Origin of the sequence: Fodinibius sp. (genome assembly GCF_041642155.1) — a bacterium.
GTDB lineage: Bacteria > Bacteroidota > Rhodothermia > Balneolales > Balneolaceae > Fodinibius.
Genome location: NZ_JBEPWZ010000029.1, coordinates 1 through 20,772 on the forward strand (window position 1 = coordinate 1; position 20,772 = coordinate 20,772).

18 protein-coding genes are annotated in these 20,772 nt (G+C 50.1%); 12 read left to right on the forward strand and 6 right to left on the reverse strand.

Going from position 1 to position 20,772, the window contains the following annotated elements; genetic code table 11:
* The coding region (locus ACESLU_RS03475) for an FAD-dependent oxidoreductase (RefSeq protein WP_372635171.1) at positions 1 to 417 on the forward strand (417 nt) is incomplete at its 5' end.
* Positions 418 to 932: 515 nt separating this feature from the next.
* Here ACESLU_RS03475 and acnA read toward each other — a convergent pair.
* Entirely contained in the window at positions 933 to 3,650 is a 2,718-nt protein-coding gene (gene acnA, locus ACESLU_RS03480) for an aconitate hydratase AcnA (RefSeq protein WP_372635174.1), read from the reverse strand.
* 477 nt (positions 3,651 to 4,127) lie between these two features.
* On the opposite strand from acnA, the gene rplM reads away from it, so the two are divergent.
* The 8 genes from rplM to ACESLU_RS03520 all read left to right on the forward strand — a co-directional run bounded on the left by rplM (position 4,128) and on the right by ACESLU_RS03520 (position 13,704).
* Positions 4,128 to 4,571: a 50S ribosomal protein L13 gene (gene rplM / locus ACESLU_RS03485; protein WP_372635177.1), complete on the forward strand. Its 444-nt coding sequence runs from the start codon at positions 4,128 to 4,130 to the stop codon at positions 4,569 to 4,571.
* 6 nt (positions 4,572 to 4,577) lie between these two features.
* Positions 4,578 to 4,964 (forward strand): 30S ribosomal protein S9, encoded by a 387-nt coding sequence (gene rpsI / locus ACESLU_RS03490; RefSeq protein WP_073059856.1) that lies wholly within the window; start codon positions 4,578 to 4,580, stop codon positions 4,962 to 4,964.
* Positions 4,965 to 5,150: 186 nt separating this feature from the next.
* Complete coding sequence (gene rpsB / locus ACESLU_RS03495) at positions 5,151 to 5,987, forward strand: 30S ribosomal protein S2 (RefSeq protein ID WP_372635181.1); 837 nt, start codon at positions 5,151 to 5,153, stop codon at positions 5,985 to 5,987.
* 51 nt (positions 5,988 to 6,038) lie between these two features.
* The gene (gene tsf / locus ACESLU_RS03500; protein ID WP_372635184.1) at positions 6,039 to 6,872 is read left to right on the forward strand and encodes a translation elongation factor Ts; all 834 of its coding nucleotides are present in this window, start codon (positions 6,039 to 6,041) and stop codon (positions 6,870 to 6,872) included.
* Positions 6,873 to 7,170: 298 nt separating this feature from the next.
* Positions 7,171 to 7,896 (forward strand): UMP kinase, encoded by a 726-nt coding sequence (gene pyrH / locus ACESLU_RS03505; protein WP_372635186.1) that lies wholly within the window; start codon positions 7,171 to 7,173, stop codon positions 7,894 to 7,896.
* A 66-nt stretch (positions 7,897 to 7,962) separates the two neighbouring features.
* Positions 7,963 to 8,532 (forward strand): ribosome recycling factor, encoded by a 570-nt coding sequence (frr, locus tag ACESLU_RS03510; RefSeq protein WP_372635189.1) that lies wholly within the window; start codon positions 7,963 to 7,965, stop codon positions 8,530 to 8,532.
* A gap of 125 nt (positions 8,533 to 8,657) precedes the next feature.
* Positions 8,658 to 12,179: a chromosome segregation protein SMC gene (smc, locus tag ACESLU_RS03515; RefSeq protein ID WP_372635192.1), complete on the forward strand. Its 3,522-nt coding sequence runs from the start codon at positions 8,658 to 8,660 to the stop codon at positions 12,177 to 12,179.
* Positions 12,180 to 12,450: 271 nt separating this feature from the next.
* Positions 12,451 to 13,704, forward strand: a complete 1,254-nt coding sequence (locus ACESLU_RS03520) for a 4-hydroxy-3-methylbut-2-enyl diphosphate reductase (RefSeq protein WP_372635195.1) — start codon at positions 12,451 to 12,453, stop codon at positions 13,702 to 13,704.
* Positions 13,705 to 13,767: 63 nt separating this feature from the next.
* Here ACESLU_RS03520 and ACESLU_RS03525 read toward each other — a convergent pair whose 3' ends face one another.
* From ACESLU_RS03525 to ACESLU_RS03545, 5 genes are all read right to left on the reverse strand, one after another.
* Positions 13,768 to 14,772 carry a YbbR-like domain-containing protein gene (locus ACESLU_RS03525; RefSeq protein ID WP_372635198.1) on the reverse strand — a complete coding sequence of 335 codons (1,005 nt, stop codon included), beginning with the start codon at positions 14,770 to 14,772 and terminating at the stop codon, positions 13,768 to 13,770.
* A gap of 123 nt (positions 14,773 to 14,895) precedes the next feature.
* Positions 14,896 to 15,198 carry a DUF721 domain-containing protein gene (locus ACESLU_RS03530; RefSeq protein WP_372635201.1) on the reverse strand — a complete coding sequence of 101 codons (303 nt, stop codon included), beginning with the start codon at positions 15,196 to 15,198 and terminating at the stop codon, positions 14,896 to 14,898.
* Positions 15,199 to 15,220: 22 nt separating this feature from the next.
* A complete protein-coding gene (locus ACESLU_RS03535) occupies positions 15,221 to 16,348 on the reverse strand; it encodes a DNA replication/repair protein RecF (RefSeq protein WP_372635204.1) in 1,128 nt (375 codons plus the stop codon).
* 111 nt (positions 16,349 to 16,459) lie between these two features.
* Positions 16,460 to 17,746, reverse strand: coding sequence for a phosphopyruvate hydratase (eno, locus tag ACESLU_RS03540; RefSeq protein WP_372635207.1), 1,287 nt, complete (start codon positions 17,744 to 17,746; stop codon positions 16,460 to 16,462).
* Between the two features lie 205 nt (positions 17,747 to 17,951).
* The gene (locus tag ACESLU_RS03545; protein ID WP_372635210.1) at positions 17,952 to 18,791 is read right to left on the reverse strand and encodes a hypothetical protein; all 840 of its coding nucleotides are present in this window, start codon (positions 18,789 to 18,791) and stop codon (positions 17,952 to 17,954) included.
* A gap of 201 nt (positions 18,792 to 18,992) precedes the next feature.
* On the opposite strand from ACESLU_RS03545, the gene ACESLU_RS03550 reads away from it, so the two are divergent.
* The 3 genes from ACESLU_RS03550 to ACESLU_RS03560 all read left to right on the forward strand — a co-directional run.
* Positions 18,993 to 19,388 carry a hypothetical protein gene (locus ACESLU_RS03550; protein ID WP_372635213.1) on the forward strand — a complete coding sequence of 132 codons (396 nt, stop codon included), beginning with the start codon at positions 18,993 to 18,995 and terminating at the stop codon, positions 19,386 to 19,388.
* 15 nt (positions 19,389 to 19,403) lie between these two features.
* Positions 19,404 to 20,273 carry a peptide chain release factor N(5)-glutamine methyltransferase gene (gene prmC, locus ACESLU_RS03555; protein WP_372635216.1) on the forward strand — a complete coding sequence of 290 codons (870 nt, stop codon included), beginning with the start codon at positions 19,404 to 19,406 and terminating at the stop codon, positions 20,271 to 20,273.
* A gap of 396 nt (positions 20,274 to 20,669) precedes the next feature.
* On the forward strand, positions 20,670 to 20,772 hold a 103-nt coding region (locus ACESLU_RS03560; RefSeq protein ID WP_372635219.1), incomplete at its 3' end, for a DnaA N-terminal domain-containing protein.

Genomic DNA, 20,772 nt, shown 5'->3' on the forward strand with positions numbered 1-20,772 from the left:
GACACCTCTCATTTCATGCTCAGCAGCTTTGGGGTTGAAAAACGGGTGGCCGGGCAGATGGTCAAAAATCAGTGCCTGTTAGCCGGTGATGCGGCCCATGTCGTAAGTCCGATCGGCGGACAGGGAATGAACCTGGGCTGGCTGGGGGCCTGGGATCTGTCCCTATGCTTAAGGCAAATGCTGGGCCATCCTTCCCCCCGCAACCGGGGCAGAGACCTCCTGAAAGGATTTGAACAACGACGCAAAAAGGCCGCCCGGAATGCCGGCAGAAGAGGGGAACTCAATATGCGGCTGGGACGAAACGTCCCGCTGCCGGCCGTGCGGAACGGTATGGTCTCGCTGATGCTCAATACCCCCCTGTCCCGGCTCATGGCCCGGCTTTTTACCATGCGCGGAATCGACCGGTGGGTGATCTGATCTTTTTTACTCCAGGAGGGCTTTGAAAACCAGGGTTTTGTTCAATACCAAAACCTGAGCGATTTTAAAACCGCAGTGTATATATACATCAATACATGAGGATTTTGAAATCGTGAAAATGTAGAGATTGGGCAAAACAATGATTTTGCATTTTTTTAAAAAATACGGCCTCGAAAACAGGACGAACCGTTTAGTCCGAAAGAAACTAATCCTTCGGCCTTGAAAACTCAGCGCCCCGGGCGGTGGATGCAAGGCGAAGGAATAATAAAACTATGGCCTCGAAAACAGGACGAACCGTTTAGTCCGAAAGAAACCATTCCTTCGGCCTTGAAAAGTCAGCGCCCCGGGTGGTGGATGCAAGGCGTAGGAATAAGAAAAATATATGTTTGAACCCGACTATGTCGGGTGAGTTTATATTTTTCTCCGGAGCCGCAGCAGACGCCGGGCGCTGGGTTTTCTCAGCCTTGATCTTTTACGTACCTTTTGGATCAAGCCAAAAGGTACGAAATAAACCATTAGCTTTGCTTCTCCTGGTCCGCTTTATGATAGTCGCGCAGCACGTAGTGCAGGATCCCCCCGTTGCGATAGTAGTCGATTTCCACCGGCGTATCGATACGGCAAACGGCTTCAAAAGAGACGGTTTCTCCATTCTCTTTCCGGGCCTCTACCGGCACGAGGTCGCGCGGCTGCAGGTCATCGGAAACATCGATACTGAATACTTCAGATCCATCCAATCCAAGCACGTCGGCCGATTCACCCTCTTTAAACTGCAGGGGCAGTACGCCCATGCCGACCAGGTTCGACCGGTGAATGCGTTCATAGGAAGTGGCAATAACCGCCTCAACACCCAACAGGATGGTCCCTTTCGCCGCCCAGTCCCTGGACGATCCGGTTCCATATTGTGTACCGGCCAGTGCAACGAGCGGGGTGTCCTGCTCTTTGTACCGTATGGCGGCATCGTAGATGGTGGTCACCTCATCTTCCGGGAAATAGGTGGTATAGCCCCCTTCGGTCCCCGGCGCCAGCTGATTCTTAAAGCGCACGTTGGCAAAGGTCCCGCGGGTCATCACGCGATCGTTGCCGCGCCGCGACCCGTAAGAGTTAAAGTCTGCCGGCTCTACCCCGTGATCCATCAGGTATTTCCCGGCGGGCGTGTCGATCCCGATATTCCCGGCCGGGGATATATGGTCGGTCGTAATGGAATCACCGACTTTCACCAGTGCCCGCGCCCCGTCGATAGGGGTGATGGGTTCGGGTTCTTCCCCCATGTCCATAAAAAACGGAGGCTCCTGGATATAGGTGGATTCCTCCTTCCATTCGTACAGTTCGCCGCCGCCGACGGGAATAGCATCCCACTCCTCGGAGTTAAAAATATCTCCATACTGTTTATCGAACAGCTCCGGTCGAATAGCGCTGTCCAGGTGCTCGGCAATTTCTTCGGAGGTCGGCCAGATATCTTTCAGGTAGACCTCATTGCCCTCCTTATCCCGGCCGATTGGCTCATTTTCAAGGTCGATATCCACGGTACCGGCCAGGGCGTACGCCACAACCAGCGGCGGAGAGGCCAGGTAATTGGCTTTGACGTACGGGTGAATACGTCCCTCAAAGTTACGGTTGCCCGAGAGTACCCCGGCGACAATCAGCTCCCCCTCTTTTACGGCGGACTCTACGGGCGGGGGCAAAGGACCAGAATTGCCGATACAGGTCGTACATCCGTAGCCCACCAGGTTGAAACCGAGCTGGTCCAGATAATCGGTCAAGCCGGCCTCTTCGAGGTAATCCGTTACGACGCGCGAACCGGGAGCCAGGGACGTTTTAACATAGGGCGGAACCGCCAGGCCTTTTTCAAGCGCCTTCTTGGCTACAATTCCCGCTCCCAGCATTACGCTTGGATTCGAGGTGTTGGTACAGGATGTAATAGCTGCGATCACCACATCACCGTGCGTCATCTCTATTTCCCGGCCGTTCTTAAACGTCCCTTTGTTGGCCAGCTTTTCCTGGGCCAGGTTAAAGCCCATGGTCGGATCATTGCTGGTCAGGCTGCTTTCAAACGTCTCCTTCATGTTCGGCAGCGTAATGCGATCGTGCGGGAGCTTCGGACCGGCCAGCGAGGTTTCCACCTCCCCCAGATCCAGCTTCAGCGTATCGCTGTATTCCGGGTCCGGCATGTCGGCCGTATGGAACAGGCCCTGGGCCCGCATGTAATTTTCAATAAGGGTTACCTGCTCTTCCGAGCGCCCGGTGCGGCGCATATACCGCATCGACTCGCTGTCCATCGGAAAGAAGCCCATCGTCGCCCCGTATTCAGGCGACATGTTTGCAATGGTCGCGCGGTCGGGCAGGCTCATGTTCTGGAGCCCTTCTCCGTAGAATTCAACGAACTTACCCACCACGCCATGCCGGCGCAGCATCTGCGTGACCGTCAGGGTCAGGTCGGTAGCCGTTATCCCCTCCCGCAGTGCACCGGTCAGTTCCATGCCGACCACTTCGGGAACCAGCATGTGTATCGGCTGCCCCAGCATAGCAGCTTCAGCTTCAATGCCGCCGACGCCCCAGCCCAGGATGCCCAGACCGTTAATCATGGTTGTATGCGAGTCGGTCCCGACCAGCGTATCCGGGAATACAACGGTTGAGCCATCGTCCTCCTCCCTGCTAAACACTCCCTGCGCCAGATATTCAAGATTCACCTGGTGCACGATTCCGCGTCCCGGCGGCACCACCCGGAAGTTGTCAAAGGCCTTCTGTCCCCATTTCAAGAACTCATATCGCTCGCGGTTACGCTCAAATTCTTTCTCCACATTATGCATAAAAGCATACTCCTGGCCGAATTCATCCACCTGCACCGAGTGGTCGATCACCAGATCCACCGGCACCTGCGGGTTGATCGACTGCGGGCTCCCCCCCATGCGCTTCATGGCCGACCGCAGGGCGGCCAGGTCAACGACCGCCGGAACTCCCGTGAAGTCCTGGAGGACGACCCGCGAGGGCTTATAGGGAATCTCACCCTCCGGGCTTTTCGCATTATAGTTGGCCAACAGTTCTACATCTTTGTCGGTAATAATAAAATCGTCGTGCTCACGAAGTACTGCCTCGAGCAAAATTCGGATGGTAAACGGTAGCTTGCTGATGTTACCGTATCCGAATTCTTCCAGTTTTTTCAGGCTGTATAGCTGAGCTTTTCCGGAACCGGTATCAAATTCTATTTTGGTATCTTGAAATGTTTTCTGGCTCATCGGTTGTAAAGAAATTAGGTTAATTCGTTGTACTAAAAATGTTTATATCTATCGGGGTAAATGTACCACTTTTTTTTAAGAATATCTTCTTTGCCGGCCGATAAATTTTACTGCCCGCATCACAAAACTATGGCCGGTATTCTGACAACCGGCTTTTGAAAATTCTTTACTAAACCAGCGGCATACCATCATGACGTTTGAAAATTTTCGGTATCCTGGATCTTCAGGAGTCTGCCGCAGGGGATAGTAATGAGGGAATGGAGGATTAAGGCCATCTGGTTTGCCGCTCATTCACTGCAAATAGTAGTACTATTACACGAAAAAAGGAAGAAAACGCCAGATTCTGCTTACTCGCAGCAGATCATGATGTGTCCGGCAGACTCCTGATTTGAATTTAAAATTTCTCATTGCAAATGGATTTAAATAAGTCTATTTTGCGGGACTTCATGCAAAAGCAATTTTTAAACAAGATTTATTGTGGATACCAATAGTTACAAGACCTACTCTGCTAAAGCGAGTGATATCGAAAAGAAATGGGTTCTTGTCGATGCCGAAGGGCACGCTCTCGGACGTGTGGCCAGCAAGGTAGCAACCTACCTGAGAGGCAAGCATAAGCCTGAATTTACTCCGCACATGGATACCGGGGACAATGTTGTGGTAATCAATGCCGGAAAAGTTGAACTAAGTGGCAATAAACTGCAGCAGAAAGAGTATTTTCGCTATACCGGCTATCCCGGAGGCGAGCGCGTTACTTCGGCCGAAGATATGCTGGACAAAGACCCCACATTCCTTATTACCAACGCTGTAAAAGGGATGCTGCCCAAAAACAAGCTTGCTAACAAGCTGATGACAAATCTCAGGGTCTATGCTGGTCCGGTTCACGAACAGGAAGCACAACAACCCGAAAAAATAGAGCTTTAATTACGAATGGAACAAAAAAATTTCATCGGACGAAGAAAGACTTCTACTGCGCGTTTGTATATCCAGCCGGGATCCGGAACATTTACGGTTAACAAACGATCACTGGAAGATTACTTCAGTACGAAAGCACATCAGAATGTAGCTTCGCTCCCATTGGAGGTAACCGAATCCGACGGACAGTTCGACATCAAGGTAACGGTGCGCGGTGGCGGAATTACCGGCCAGTCCGGCGCTATTCAGCACGCACTGGCACGCGCCCTTGACGACCATAACGAGGAGTGGCACGATGTACTGAAGGCTCATGACCTGCTTACCCGCGACGATCGCATGGTCGAACGCAAGAAGTACGGACAGCCTGGTGCCCGCAAGAAGTTCCAGTTCTCCAAACGGTAACGTTTGTTATCTGTATATTTGTTATTTGTTACTGGAGGAAACTCCAATCCAGCAAATAACCATTCACCTAACAATCACACATACGCAGCGACTCAGTGCGCCGAGTGTCCCGACAGCGGTCGGGATTAGCGCCGGGTACGACCTGCGTAGAGGACTAACTCAAACATAAATTACCCTAACAATACTATGCCAAAGACCCCTGATTTAGAAAAGCTTTTAAAGGTAGGTGCCCATTTCGGACATCTTACCCGCCGATGGAATCCCAAAATGAAGGACTTTATCTTCATGGAACGAAACGGGATTCACATCATTGATCTCAAAAAAACACAGAAATTTTTCCAGGAAGCCCTGGATGAAGTCACCAAACTCTCCCGTGCCGGTAAAACGATCCTGTTTGTAGGAACCAAAAAACAGTCGCAGGATATCATCAAGACCGAAGCGATCCGATGCGGTATGCCCTATATTACGCATCGCTGGCTTGGAGGCATGCTGACCAATTTTGCGACCGTCAAGAAAAGCATTTCACGGATGGAAGAAATTGACCGCATGAGCAAAGACGGTACCTTTGATGAACTTACCAAAAAAGAAGCCCTGATGCTTGACCGGGAACGTGAAAAGCTGGAACAGACCCTGGGCGGCATTGCCAATATGAATCACCTGCCGGGGGCCATCTTTGTGGTGGATACGATTAAGGAAGACATTGCCGTGAATGAGGCGGTCAAGCTTAATATCCCGATTGTTGCCATGGTCGATACCAACAGCGATCCCGATATCCCGGATTACATTATCCCCTGCAACGACGATTCGGCGCGAACGATTCAGCTTATTTCCTCAAGCATTGCCGATGCCATCATCGAGGGGAATGCCCAGCGCGAAGCTCAAAATGAAGAAGAGGTCCTGGAAGAGGCCGCCCAAAAGGCTCAACAGGCCGAAGAGCAGGTCAAAACCAGGAAAAAGGCAACCGGCAAACGCCGCTCTCGCCGCAAAAGAAAATCCGACGATGCTTCCGGTGAAGAGGAATAGGCCGAACGGCATTCAATCATTAACCATAAAAATTAAACACCGTAACTCAACATGAGCATTTCTGCCAAAGATGTAAAAGAACTGCGTGAGCAAACCGGGGCCGGTATGATGGATTGCAAAAAAGCCCTCCAGGAAGCCGACGGAGACTTTGACAAAGCAATTGAAGTACTGCGCAAGAAAGGCCAAAAGCTTTCTGAAAAGCGAGCTGACCGGGAAGCGAACCAGGGACTGATTCTTACCCGACTCAGCGACGACAAAAGCAGGGCCGCCGCCCTGGAGATCAACTGTGAGACCGATTTTGTGGCCCGTAACGAAGACTTCCAGAACCGGGCGCAACAGTTTTTGGACCTGGTGTTTGAGCAGGAGATCAACTCGGTTGACGAACTGCTCGAAACGGAGCTGGAAGGACTTACCGTCGCAGACCACCTGAAAGATATGATCGGGAAAATTGGCGAAAAAATTAAGTTTAACCGGGTTCTTTCCGTACATTCGGACGGCCAGTATATCTCCTACATCCATCCCGGTAACCAGCTTGGCGTGATCGTCGAATTTGACGGCGAAATAACGGACGAAGAGATCGCCAAGGATGTGGCCATGCAGATCGCCGCTATGAATCCCATTGCGGTGACCCGGGAAGGCATCGACAGTTCCATTGTGGAACAGGAACTCGAGATTGCCAGGGAGCAGCTGTTGAATGAAGGCAAACCGGAAGAGATTGCCGAAAAGGCGGCCAAAGGAAAACTGCGGCGTTTTTATGAAGAACGCGTGTTGCTGAATCAAAAATTTGTAAAAGACAACAGCATGTCGGTGGAGGCATACCTTAAAGAAAATGAAATGCCGCTGGTGAAGTCGTTTCACCGGCTTCAACTCGGCGAAGAGTCGTAAACAAACAGATTCAAAAAAAGGCTACCGATTCGGTAGCCTTTTTTATGCTTAGGGGAATAGTTAGCCCTATTTCTGCAATCTCTGATTCTGATCCCCCGCAGACCGGGAACAAAAGCCTTGAGCTGCATTGAGGCCTGACGGTCATGAGAACGGTAGGCTGCTTGTGGAGATCCAGACCTGCACAGCGACCGGATAAACGCAAGAACCTTTAGCATACATTAATTATGTTATGGGTAGAGGGCAGGCTGATTCGGCATCACAGAAACCATCAACTTCAATAAAACGGGATTTAAATACAGTGGCCAATAATTACAAACGAATTTTACTTAAAATAAGCGGCGAAGCGCTGTTAGGCACGCAGGGACATGGTATTGACGGTGATATTCTGACCCAATACGCAGATGAAATCAAGGCGGCTCATGATGAAAATTACGAAGTTTCGGTGGTCGTGGGCGGCGGTAATATTTTTCGAGGCGTCAAGGGAGCCACAGAAGGAATGGACCGCGTACAGGGCGACTACATGGGCATGCTGGCTACCATGATTAACAGCATGGCCCTGCAGGATGCCCTGGAACGCAAAGGCGTGCATACCCGGCTCATGTCAGCAATCCGCATGGAAGAGGTTGCCGAGCCCTATATACGGCGGCGCGCTATTCGCCATCTCGAAAAGGGACGGGTCGTTATTTTCGGTGCCGGTACCGGCAACCCCTATTTCACCACCGATACCGCTGCCTCCCTGCGGGCCATAGAGGTTGAAGCGGATGTCATTCTCAAAGGCACACGGGTGGACGGCATTTTTGATTCCGATCCCGAAAAAAATCCCGATGCCGAGAAATTTCAGACCATTACGGGAGAAGAAGTGCTCGAACGGCGGCTTTCGATTATGGATCTCACCGCTTTTACCCTGTGCCGCGAAAACGAAACACCTATCATCGTCTTCAATATGAATGTGGTAGGCAACTTGAAGAAAGTGCTGGCCGGAGAAAAAAATATAGGTTCAACGGTAGTTTGGGAAGATTCATAGATTTCTTAAATTCATTCTGATCTTATAGCTACCACAAAATGACCTTCTAACAAAGTTTGATCTGTTATGATACCTCCAGAGCTGCAGAGCATTATCGATGATACCAAAAACAAGATGGATGAAGCCATCATTTATTATAAAAAAGAATTATCGCATGTGCGAGCAGGCAAAGCCAAGCCTGCCCTGCTGGACGGCGTAAAAGTAGATTACTACGGCTCGCAGACTCCGCTCAACCAGCTGGCGAACGTCAGTGCACCCGAAGCGCGGCTGCTGACGGTCCAGCCTTTTGATCAATCGGCTATGGAGGATATTGAAAAGGCGATCATGTCGGCGGGACTGGGGCTGAATCCCAGCAATGACGGCAATATCATCCGCATTCCGCTGCCTATCTTATCGGAAGAGCGCCGCAAAGAGCTGGTATCACGCGTGAAAGAAATCGCCGAGGACACGCGCATTTCTATTCGCAATACCCGGCGCGATGCCAATGACGAGATCAGAACACGAGTGGAGAAAGAGTCCCTTCCGGAAGATTCCAAGTATGAAGCTGAGGATGCCATCCAGGAATTAACCGACCAGCACACCGAACGAGTAGACGAGCTGCTGGAAAAAAAGAAAAAAGAAATCATGACGGTTTGATTTCAAATTGCAATAATCAAAATGCAAATAACAAAAACCTGCTCACAGGCGCCCGGCAGTAAGCCGCAGCTACTATGACTAATGTTTTTGTTATTTGGGATTTGTACATTGCCATCGAATAAAAAATGTATATATCCGAGCTGGAACTACAAGGTTTTAAGAGCTTTGCCTACAATACCAAAGTCTCTTTTGATAAGGGCATTACGGCTATTGTAGGTCCCAATGGCTGTGGCAAATCCAATATTGTCGACGCCATGCGCTGGGTACTCGGGGAACAGCGCCCCACACTCCTGCGATCGTCCAGCATGTCGAACGTAATTTTTAACGGTACGGCTCAAAAAAATGCCCTCGGGATGGCGCAGGTCGCCCTGACGCTCGTCAACAACAAAGGATTGCTCCCCACCGAATATAATGAAATTACCATTGCCCGCCGCCTGTATCGATCCGGGGAAAGCGAATACCTCATCAACGGCACCACCTGCCGGTTAAAGGATATTACCGAGCTGTTTATGGACACCGGGATGAGCTCGGATGCGTATTCGGTTATCGAACTGAAAATGGTGGAAGAAATCCTTAATGACAAGAATAACGACCGGCGAAAACTCTTTGAGGAAGCGGCCGGCATCACCCGCTACAAAGAGAAGCGCAAGCGCACCTTCCGCAAGCTGGATGATACGCAGTCGGACCTCCAGCGCGTGGAAGATATCCTGGTGGAAGTCCGCAAAAAGACGAAATCGCTGGAGCGTCAGGCCGAAAAAGCCCGTAAGGCTAAAAAATACAACAACGAGCTGGAGCAGCTGGACAAGGCGCTTAACAAGCATGAGTTTACTAAAATCAAGGAAGAGCTGGAGCCGTTGAAAGAGCGCATCGGCAATGCCGACAAGGAAAAAAAGGAGATCCTTTCCAAGGCAAAAAAGCTGGAACAGGAAGAAGAGTCCGCCCGGGAGGCCCTTACGGAGAAAGAACGCCTGCAGTCGGAAGCGCAGCGGAGGGTCAGCCAGCTGCACTCCAGGATCAGGGATACCGAGACCAAGTTGCAGATCACGCGCGAGAAGATCAGCAACGAAGAAGGGGTCATAGAGCAATACGGCAAGGATATCCAGCAGAGCGAGCAGGATCTGAAAGACCTGCGTGAAGCCTTCAAAAGCAGCCGGAGTAAGCTCGAAACATTTGATACGGATCTGGAGAAGGCCGAAAAAAACCTGGAGAACTCCAAAGAGCGATACCGCGAAATTCAACAGCAGTACGCTGCCAAACGCGAGGAGCTGGATGAGCTCGAAGAGGAGTTTTCAAAGGCCAACAGCGACCTTAATGAGCTGCAGACCAAGCGAATCAGGATTGAATCGCGGCTGGAAAACACCGAGGGTGATCTCATCCGCATCCGGGAAGAAATAGAAGACCTCGAGGATGAAATCGCCAACTTTCGCGGGGAAAAGAAAATGCTTGCTTCAAAGCTGGAACAGGCGGTCGCTGATCGCGACAAGCAACAGCAGGTGCTGCAGGATGCGCGCCAAAAACGCGATGAGCTCAGTGAGCGCCAGGAGGAGCTGAAAGACCAGATACGGGGACAGCAGAGCAGGCTCGATTCGGTGACCTCGGAAATGTCCCTGCTGCAGGATATTGCGGATTCCAATGAAGCTTTTCCCTCCAGCGTGCAGTTTCTGCTGGAGGAACACAGCGGGGATTTTCCGCTGCTGGATGTGGTTTCGAACCTGTTGTCCACGGACGAGCAACATGCGGTAGCCCTGGAGTCGGTCCTGGGCGAAGCCCTTAATTTCCTGGTCGTCGAAACGCTCGCAGAAGCCCGGCAGGCAGCGTCTTTGCTCAAAGAGCATGACAAGGGACAAGCTACGTTCATCCCGCTTGACAAGCTTGCGGACTCCTATCCTGTGGAGGCCGGCTCCATGGTCGACGTAGTCGACACCGGTGCGCCGTTCGAACCGCTCAAAACACTGCTTCTGGGGAATGTGTTCGTTTACGAGTCCGTTGAACAGGCCTGGCGGGAGATTGCAGGCAGCAGGAATACCGGCGTTACGCTCGATGGCGAAGTGATAACGCAACGACAATTTCTGCAAAGCGGAAGCAAAGCCAAAAACGCGGGCATCCGGGTGGGACTGCAGGATAAGATTTCGAAACTTACCGGTAAAAAGGACACCCTGGTATCCGAAATTGCCGAATCCGAAGCTGAACTGGCGAAGGTTCGCGAAGAATATGAGGCCATTCAGCTGGGTATAATGGAAGAGCAGCTGAAAGAAAAAGAGCAGCGCGTGCGATCCGTAGAGAACAAGATCAACAGTTTTGATTCCAAAATACAGATTTATGAAAAAAATATCGGCGACCTTAACAGCCGGCGGGAAGAACTTACAAGTAATAAAGATACAGCCCGCGAGGAGCTCGACCAGCTGCATCCCCGGCAAAAAGAGTTGCAGCAAAAGCTGAAAGACTTGCACGAGCGGCAGGAAGAAAAGAAGCAAACGCTTCAGGAACTGGAAGAAGAGCGTTCTATTGCGCAAAGCCGGTACAACGACGCCCAGCTCAAGCATCAGGATTTGCAGAACAAGGTAGAAAACCATGAACGGGATATCCGTCGGGCCGAGAGCGGCATCAAGAACCTGAAGGAGCGGCTGAAGTTGCGCTCGGAGAAGACCGAGGAAGCCAAGGCACGCATTACGAAGTATAAATCTTCTATTGAACAGCTGGAAGATCAACTCAAAACACTTAAAAAAAAGAAACGGAATGCCGACAAGCAGCTGGAACAGGCCGAAGAAGCCTCCGGAAAACAGCGGGGTCGCATTAACGAGATTGAAAAAGAACTGAAGGAGGTCCGCCGCCGCAAAGAGGTCAACATGGAGCTGGTGCATCACCTGGCAATGGCGAAGGAGAAGTTCGAGATGCAGATCGAAAACCTCTCCGATCATATCTGGGAAACCTACGGCGTGCTGATGGATCAAATTGACGGGCAGCTCCCCGAAGACACCGAGCCCGACGAAGCTAAAAAACGCATCACCTGGTTAAAACAAAAGCTCCAAAAGATCGGTGATGTGAATCCCCTGGCGATTGAGGAGTACGAAGAGGAGAAGGAACGCCTCGATTTTTACGAAGAGCAGATCGGCGACCTCCGGCAGGCAGCCAAAGAACTCCGGGAGACCATTGAAGAGATCAACAAGACCGCGACCCGGCGTTTTAATGATACCTTCGAAAAAATCCGCGTGAATTTTCAGAAAGTCTTCCATACCCTTTTCAATGACGATGATTACTGCGATCTGGTCATTGATGAAGAAGCCGAAGATCCCCTGGATGCCCGGGTCGAGATCAAGGCGAACCCGAAGGGAAAGCGTCCCTCTACCATTAACCAGCTGTCCGGGGGAGAAAAGACCCTGACCGCCATTGCCCTGCTCTTTGCCATTTACCTGGTAAAGCCCTCCCCTTTCTGCGTACTGGATGAGGTCGATGCGCCCCTGGATGACGCCAACATCGAGCGTTTTGCGGATATGATACGCAATTTCAGCCAGGAGACACAGTTCATCATCATCACCCACAATAAAAAGACGATGAGCAAAGCGGAAATGATGTACGGCGTAACAATGCCCGAGACGGGAATCAGCAGGCTGGTAGGAGTCAAGCTGGATGAAGTGGCCGAGGCGTAAATATTTTTGAAAAACAGCTTTTTGGATTTTGAATCGTTGTTGTCCGGGGAAACTTCAAAGACGGTTGCATGGGGTGCTGCATGCTAAAACCTAATAGACGGTATAGGTAGGCAGACACTACACTTCAAGTGAGCCCCGTGTAAGGCTGTATTAAAAATAACATTTGGAAGTGTCCCCTGATGTTTCGTGCTAAAGTTCGTATATTTAAGGGTTCATTAGTCCAACAGAACGCTCTCCAGCGAGCTATTAAATCAGATGAATAACTTACTTTATGGGCCGGAAGCAATTTAATATTCCCGACATCTACCAATCGCCGATTATTCGCAAGGTGAAAGACGCCAACAAGGTGATGGATCCGCGTAAAAAGGACCTGGAACCGAGTGTGCTTGACTTCGGTCCCGTGCGCTTTTATGTGCCCCGCCATTTCGGATTTTGCTACGGCGTGGAGAACGCTATTGACATCGCCTATGAAACCATAGAACAACACCCGGACCGGGACATCTACCTGCTCAGCGAAATGATTCATAACCCTACGGTCAATGAAGACCTGCTGGACCGGGATGTCAAGTTCCTCTTTGAAACCGACGGTACGGAACTCATTCCTATTGAGTCGCTTGACGAGGATGATATCGTAATCGTACCGGCCTTCGGAACGACGCTTGAGATACAGCAACGGCTCAAAAGGCAGGGGATCGATCCCTATCAATACAATACCACCTGTCCCTTTGTCGAGAAAGTATGGAAACGCGGCAAACAGCTGGGCAGGAAAGGTTATTCCCTGGTCATCCACGGCAAACACCGCCACGAGGAAACACGGGCCACTTTTTCTCACAGCGCCGACCACTCCCCCTGTGTGGTGCTCTTAAACCCTGACGAGGCCCGGATACTGGCCGATATCCTGACCGGGGACCGGCCGAAATCAGATTTTGCAACCTATTTCGGTCATAAAAGCACCGACGGATTTGATCCGCACCGGGACCTGGAACACTTTGGAGTCATTAATCAAACTACGATGCTGGCTACCGAAACGCAGGAAGTGATGGACATTCTTAAGGAAGCGGCCATTAAAAAGTACGGCAAGGCAGACATTCTCGATCATTTTGCCGATACCTCCGACACTCTTTGCTATGCCACCAACGAAAACCAGTCGGCCACGCTGGCGCTGGCGGATACCGACGTGGACCTTTCTATCGTGGTCGGGGGGTACAACTCTTCCAATACCATGCACCTGGTTGAAATCCTTGAACAGGCCTTTCCGACGTATCACGTACGCGATGCGGAAGAGATCGAAAACCCCGGACTGATTCATCATTTCGATCAATGGAACAAGGAGATGAAACAGACGCCAGACTGGTTGCCGGTTGCGGGTGATGAACCCGTGGATATCGGCATCACCTCCGGCGCTTCATGTCCCGATGTGCTGGTCGACGAGGTGATCTTAAAAATCCTATCCTATTTTAATACGGATCGCTCGATTGAGGAGGTCATCAAGCCGTTTGAAGAAAAACTTGAAGAAGTAGCATAGGTGTGGGTTCCAGTCCCGGGCCCTTCCAGCTTCCAAACCCAAACGCACGACTCAAGCTACAACCTACTCGTCCAGCACCATAAAATAAGCCACCTGCTGGGGCTGGGAAGAACGGATTTTGATAAACTCGTTGTCGGATAGCTGCTCAATCTGCGGCTTCACATAGCCGGTTGTATCGTTCTCAATTTGCTCATAGGTTAGGTAAGCCTCAAACAGTTCCTCATCCTCCAGATCCGCATACTCATCAATAGGCACATCATATTTCACCGTTATGGAAGAGGGACTATAACTAATGCGCCTCCCTTCGGGCAGGTTACGGGTGTCCAGATCAACGCTTACCTCTCCCTCTGTAAACTGGGCTACCGTACCATTAAACAACACTTCTTGCCGGGAAAGACTTATCAACTCATTTTCTTTCAGTGCAATCGTCCGCGAGATATCCTCGGATGCTCCCTCCACTATCAGCGAATCGGTCGGCCACCCGGTGATATCTTCGATCAGGGAAGCAGCACCGCTGATCTGTATGCTGTCCGGCTGTACCGCCGGCCTGCCTATAAAACCGTACTGTTGCTCGAACGATATGCGGAAAACCGGTTGTACAGGCACCATTTTCGAGATCCGCTGCTCCAAATTCAGCGTCAGTATCAGTGGTTGCACTTTCTGAATATTCACTTCCGACATGGCATTCATCTGCTGCTGGACCTGGTCGTACAAGTTGACTTCGGAACTGGTGACATTGAGGTTAACCGATGGGGGATTATTATAAATGCTGATAAGCTTCCATCCTTCCCCGGAAATACTCACCGTGGCCGTTTCGGGCAATCCCTGGGCAAGGGCACGATCTTCCGGCATCCCGGCAGCCACAATGGGGAGTTCGACATTCAAGTTATAATCCCTGCTCAGATTGACCATAAACCACAAGCATATGGCCAAAATAAGCGACACGGCAAAGACCACGATGCGCTCACGGCCGACATCAGCAATTTCATCCTCGTTTGACTTCTGGATGAGATTTCCCCAGCCTTCCGATAAGCTTTGCTTAATTTTTTCAGGAGTAGGTAGTTCCATAGTACTTCTATCTTGTTCATCTGATACAGCCGGAGTTCCAATATAACCGGGTATCGAATCCTCGGCAAACTATTTCTCATACTTGATTTTACAGGTATTTTTCGATAAAAAAATAAACAGCCCTCAGGAGCGAACCACGATCTCCCTGATAATTTTTTCTCCCACCTTGTCGTTTAGTTTCTTGGCGATGCTGAATCGCTTCATATGGATCTCCTGTCGCCAGGCGGGATTTTTTACGTGAACCACTAAATTACCGTGTTCAAAATGGATGTTCTCCGTCTCCCCGGCAATACGCTCGCCCACCGTCTGTTCCCAGATCGATAGAATCATCCCCCGCTTGAGCCTTTTTCGGTGGGGATAGTCGTCCAGAAAATCCTTGAGGGCATCTCTCAGCAGCTTGGGACTATTTGATCGATATCGTGACATATTAGCTCTTTGTTATTTACCATTACACCTGGTTTACCTCACCCTGCGCTACCCGAAATTTCCGGTTTTTCGCCCCGTCAAAGGTTACATAGTCATCAAATGGAATAGGGTTAGCGGCCGTCACAAACGTTTGGCCCGCGTGCTCAATCAAGGCCTGCAAGAGCACTTCCGTTCGCTGGGCGTCCAGGTCCCCGAATACATCATCCAGCAAAAAAATAGGGAGATCATCCAGCTCTTCCGAAAAATACAAAAGCTGTGCCAATTTCAAAGCCACCGCAAAAAGACGATGCTGTCCCTGCGATCCGTATTTCCGAAGTTCGAAATCATCGAGATAAAACACGATTTCATCACGGTGGGGACCGACCAGCGTGAGTTCACGCTCCATTTCGTGATCCTGTTCCTCCTCCAGTTTTGCTAAATAGCGTTCCTGAACGGTTTGGTCCTCCCCGGAAGGCTCACAAAAAGTTTGATAGACCAGGTGCGGCTTGTGCCGCATCCCGGAGATCACCTCATATTCCCGCTCCAGGTACTCCTGAAACTGGTTAAGTACCTCCGTCCGTTTAGCTACGATACGCGAGCCGTATTCCACCAGCTGCACATTCCAGGGCTCCAGGTAGGCCTCCAGCACTTCCCGGGGACCCCGGAATTCCTGGAGAAGCTTGTTGCGCTGTTTCCGGGCCTTCCGGAAGTCCATCAGATCCTGCAGATAACGCGGTGAAATCTGGCTGATAAAAGAATCGATAAAGGAACGTCGCTCTTTGGGTCCCTCACTGGTTAACTTCTTATCATTCGGCGACAGCACCACCACCGGCACCATGCCGATAAGATCCGAGAGACGGTCCAGCGGACTTTCATTGACAAATATCTTTTTGCCCTCGCCCCAGGAGTACGAGCATCCCACATCAAAACTGGACCGGATATTCCCCTCAAAATGGCCCTTGATCATAAAAAAGGTGGCATCATGATGGGACACATACCGGTCGCTGCTGGAGACAAAACTGCGACTCATACACAGGTAATGGATCGCATCGATCAGATTGGTCTTGCCCGCCCCGTTCTTGCCGGTGATCACATTCAGATGCGGAGCCCAGGCTACGTTCGTCTCAACGTGGTTACGAAAATTTTGCAAATGCAGACTCGTATTTCGCATAAGTAATGCTGACAGACTAAAAAGAGCGCATGAAAACAGGGCTTCATTCGTCCCTCATGCCTCTTTTATGACCGGGGAGCATCCTGGATCCGGGAAACAATACCTCTAACCCTAACCGCTGAAAGTATCGCCTCCCATAAAGACGGCATTCGCACCCAGCTGCTCTTCGATACGCAACAGCTGATTATACTTGGCGATGCGGTCCGTGCGGCTCATGGAACCGGTTTTAATTTGCCCCGCATTCGTGGCCACAGCTAAATCGGCAATCGTCGTGTCTTCCGTTTCTCCGGACCGATGAGATATAACAGCCGTGTAATCATTCTTGTGTGCCATCTCAATGGCATCCAGTGTTTCGGTAAGTGTACCAATCTGGTTAACCTTAATGAGAATGGAGTTGGCCACCCCCTGCTGTATGCCCCGGGCCAGCCGGTCGGTGTTTGTGACGAACAGATCGTCACCCACCAGCTGCACGTGATCCCCCACCGCCTCGGTGAGTTTTTTCCAGCCGTCCCAGTCATTTTCATCGAGGGCATCTTCGATAGAGACAATCGGGTATTTATCGACCCAGCCGCTCCAGAATTCAACCATTTCTTCCGATGAACGTTTACTGCCGTCGCTCCACCGGAATTCATAGACCTCCTTATCGGCATTGTAGAATTCAGCCGTAGCGGGATCGAGTGCAATGACCACCTCTTCGCCGGGGGCGTATCCCGCCTTTTCAATAGCCTGCAGGATCACTTCAACGGCCTGCTCATTGGAATCCAGGTCGGGCGCAAAGCCCCCCTCGTCGCCTACTGCGGTACTGTAGTTTTTATCAGAAAGCACGTTTTTCAAATGGTGAAAGATTTCCGATCCCATTCGAACCGCCTCGGAAAACGTTCCGGCGCCGGTAGGCATAATCATAAACTCCTGCAGATCCACATTGTTATCCGCGTGCGAGCCGCCATTGATGATATTCATCATAGGCAGGGGCAGCACTTTGGCATTGACGCCGCCGATATAGCGCCAGAGCGGAATGTTTAATGCGTTGGCCGCCGCATCGGCCACCGCGAGCGACACACCCAGCATAGCGTTGGCTCCCAAATTGCCCTTGTTTGCCGTGCCATCCAATTCCAGCAGCTGATCGTCAATAGCCACCTGGTTAAAAATTTCCACACCCCGCAGCTCTTCGGCAATAGCGGAATTCACATTCTCCACGGCCCGGGTCACTCCCTTGCCCATGTAGCGGTCGGAATTGGAATCGCGAAGTTCTACCGCCTCGTGCTCTCCGGTCGATGCCCCGGAGGGGACGGCTGCGCGCCCCATGACGCCATCCGTCAATACGATATCAACCTCTACCGTCGGATTTCCCCGCGAATCAATAATCTGGCGTCCGATAATCTCGTCTATTAAACTCATGCTCCTCAATAATTTTTTTCAGTGAAATTGTTTCGAAAGGTACAATGAATTTTCCTATGGATAAAGGAGAAAAAGCTGGGATTTAGCAGAAGGTATTCAGCAGAAAGTAATAAGCAACAGGTATAAAGTCGAAGGTATTTAGTAGAAGGTATTTAGTAAAAGGACCTACTATACTAACCTACTTTATACTTTGTACTGTCCTCGCTTACCACATTCCGCCGAAAGTGAACTTGATCTGCGGGGTCCCGAAATATTTTTGAGCGTCAAAGTGCGTACGCCGCTCCCCCTGTTCATTTACTTCTATGGGAAAACCGTCCTCATCATACCCATAGGGGCGGTAAGGCTCCATGATTTGCAATCCCTCTTTGAAATAATAAAAGAAATAGCCGAACTCGACAGTGGTGCGCGTGCCGAACGAACTTCCGATGTCAGCCCCCACCTTGAGTTCACCACTATAACCCCATTTTGACTTGCCATCGCTCCAGCCGGTAAAAAAATCATTGACCCGCTCCGCTCCCACTATAAATCCAGAGTTGGGATCGATGCGAATGGAACGGAATCCATTCTCGTCGGAATCATTTACATAGGGATAGACAAACGCCATGGCAGGACCCGCCGCCGCGCCTACGAAGAAGCGAAAATTATCCTCAATTTGCCGCGCAAACAGGCGCTGCTCCAGTCCAAAAAGAAAAGGAAAACCGAAGCCTCGTTTATATTTGTTTGGAACGATTCGGTTGCCCGTGAAGAAGCTTTGAAAAGTCTGCTCGCTCACATCGCGAATTCCGGTGATGCCCGCCTGAAAACTAAATTCCGTATAGTCGCCAAGCATCCGGCTGAAATAGCCCCCGACGCCGAAACCAAAATTGTTGAGCATAATATCAAAGCCGATCCCGGTCGTATAGCCCTCACTCAACGGGGTTTTGGGTTCCGGTATGCCGATCACTTCCGGTTCCTCCAGCTGGGCATATACTGCATTAGAAATGACCCCCAGTGTCATAATCATCACCAATGCGGCCAGTACCGGTATAAATCTATTCTTTTTCATGAGTAAGTATTCCATTTGATCTTGCAACCCGTTGGAGTGCTCCTTGTTTAACCGTTAGTATCCCAAAAAATTATGAAATATTTAAATTATTACTTAAATAAATTTGTGATTATATACAAGTAAATTTGACTCTGGGTTAAGAAAGGCGTTTATTCAGGCTGTTTACGACCGAAGTAACTCACCAACTGAAGTAAATACATTATGAGTGCTGTAAGCATGTATCTTGTTTTCGGACCGGCTGATACGCTCCGGCGAATGCCGGCACAGCTGTTCAGTAGCATTGAGCCAAAATATACGTATAAATACGACTCTTCCGACCACAATGATGAAGTGCATGTGGCCGTTTTTGAGGAGTATGAAAAACAGATTAATGCAAGTGTCACCCTTACCTGCATTGTTGAAATCACGGGCAAGCAAAACCGGTTTATCCTAAAGAAAACCGGTGGACGCATGGGCTTTCGCGGCAGTTCGCTTGACGAGGAAAAACGGACTATCGATGATGAAGTAACCGATTTTATTCTTGATTTTGCCAAACGCTTTGGCCTTACGGTCCAAAAGGAACAGGACCAGGAAACCGAAGAGGGAGACTCTAAATAACGCTTATACTCACAAATGAGCAACAAGGTGAAGGAATGGACGGTCCTTTCCATGTTGGAATGGGCTACCGATTATTTTAAAGAAAAAGAAATTCCTGATCCGAGGCATAGTATTGAATGGCTGTTAGCTGAGACGCTCAACACGAAGCGACTGGATCTCTACCTCAAATACGACCGACCGCTGTCACCGGCAGAGCTGGGTGAACTGCGCCCGATGGTCAAGCGACGGGCCCAACATGAGCCGTTGCAGTATATCATCGGCTTTTCAGATTTTGTAAATGCCCGCATCTCCGTAAATCCCGATGTCCTCATCCCCCGCCTCGAGACTGAACAACTCGTCGAAATCATCCTGAATCGCCATGCCGAGGCAGAAGATATCCCCCTCTCCGTTTTAGATATCGGTACCGGTTCCGGTTGCATCCCCATCGCCCTGAAGATGGAGCGCCCGGCGTGGCAGCTGTCCGCCGTAGATATCTCGGCCAAAGCGCTGGAGACTGCACGGTATAATGCGGAACAGAATGAGGTGGACATCTCCTTTTCAAAAGAAGACATCCTGAATCCGGGAACCATAGCCTCAGGTCCCTCGTGGGATATTATTGTATCGAACCCTCCCTATATAACCCCGGACGAAAAAGAGGCGCTGGAACCGCAGGTCCGGGCGCACGAACCGCACCTGGCGCTCTTCACCGACGACATGATTAGCATGTACGGAAGCATCCTCCGGTTTGCCGAAAAAAACCTTTCTCCGAAGGGTACGCTCTACCTGGAGCTGCATGAATATTTCGCTGCACAAATACAGCGGCTTTTTGACCAAAAAGATTGGATAACAGACCTCCGAAAAGACTACGACAACAAGGACCGTTTTCTGATTGCCCGCCTGAAATAATGACGGGGGTACAGCGATTTTACCCTTATGCCAAGGCAGAATTCTACGGGAAATTACCAATCCACATTTTGGTGTGGATAACTTGTTGAAAACTTTTTTAATCACCATATTTCCATGTCAGGTGAAGGTGAAATCTTTGTTAGCGTTGTATTAAGCGTTGTCAAGTATTTTTTGATAGAAAAGCTATAAAATATTTAAGTTACTGCTACTCATGAAGTTACACTGTTTAGAGTAATGTGGATAACTTTTGAAAAACGCGATAATATTTTTTTGACATCTGTCTGTGAAATTGCCATCTTCGTTTCACCCTAATTAGTGACAGCACTCAGGATGTGTGGATAACTACAGGGCTTATTTGCACAGAAATACATCAATTTTATTGGAGGTCTTGGGACGTTGAGTACACTTTCTGCCGAAGCTGCCTGGGAGCAGTGCCTGGATATTATTCAAGACAATATTAGCTATCAAAAGTATAAGTCATGGTTTGAACCTATTGATC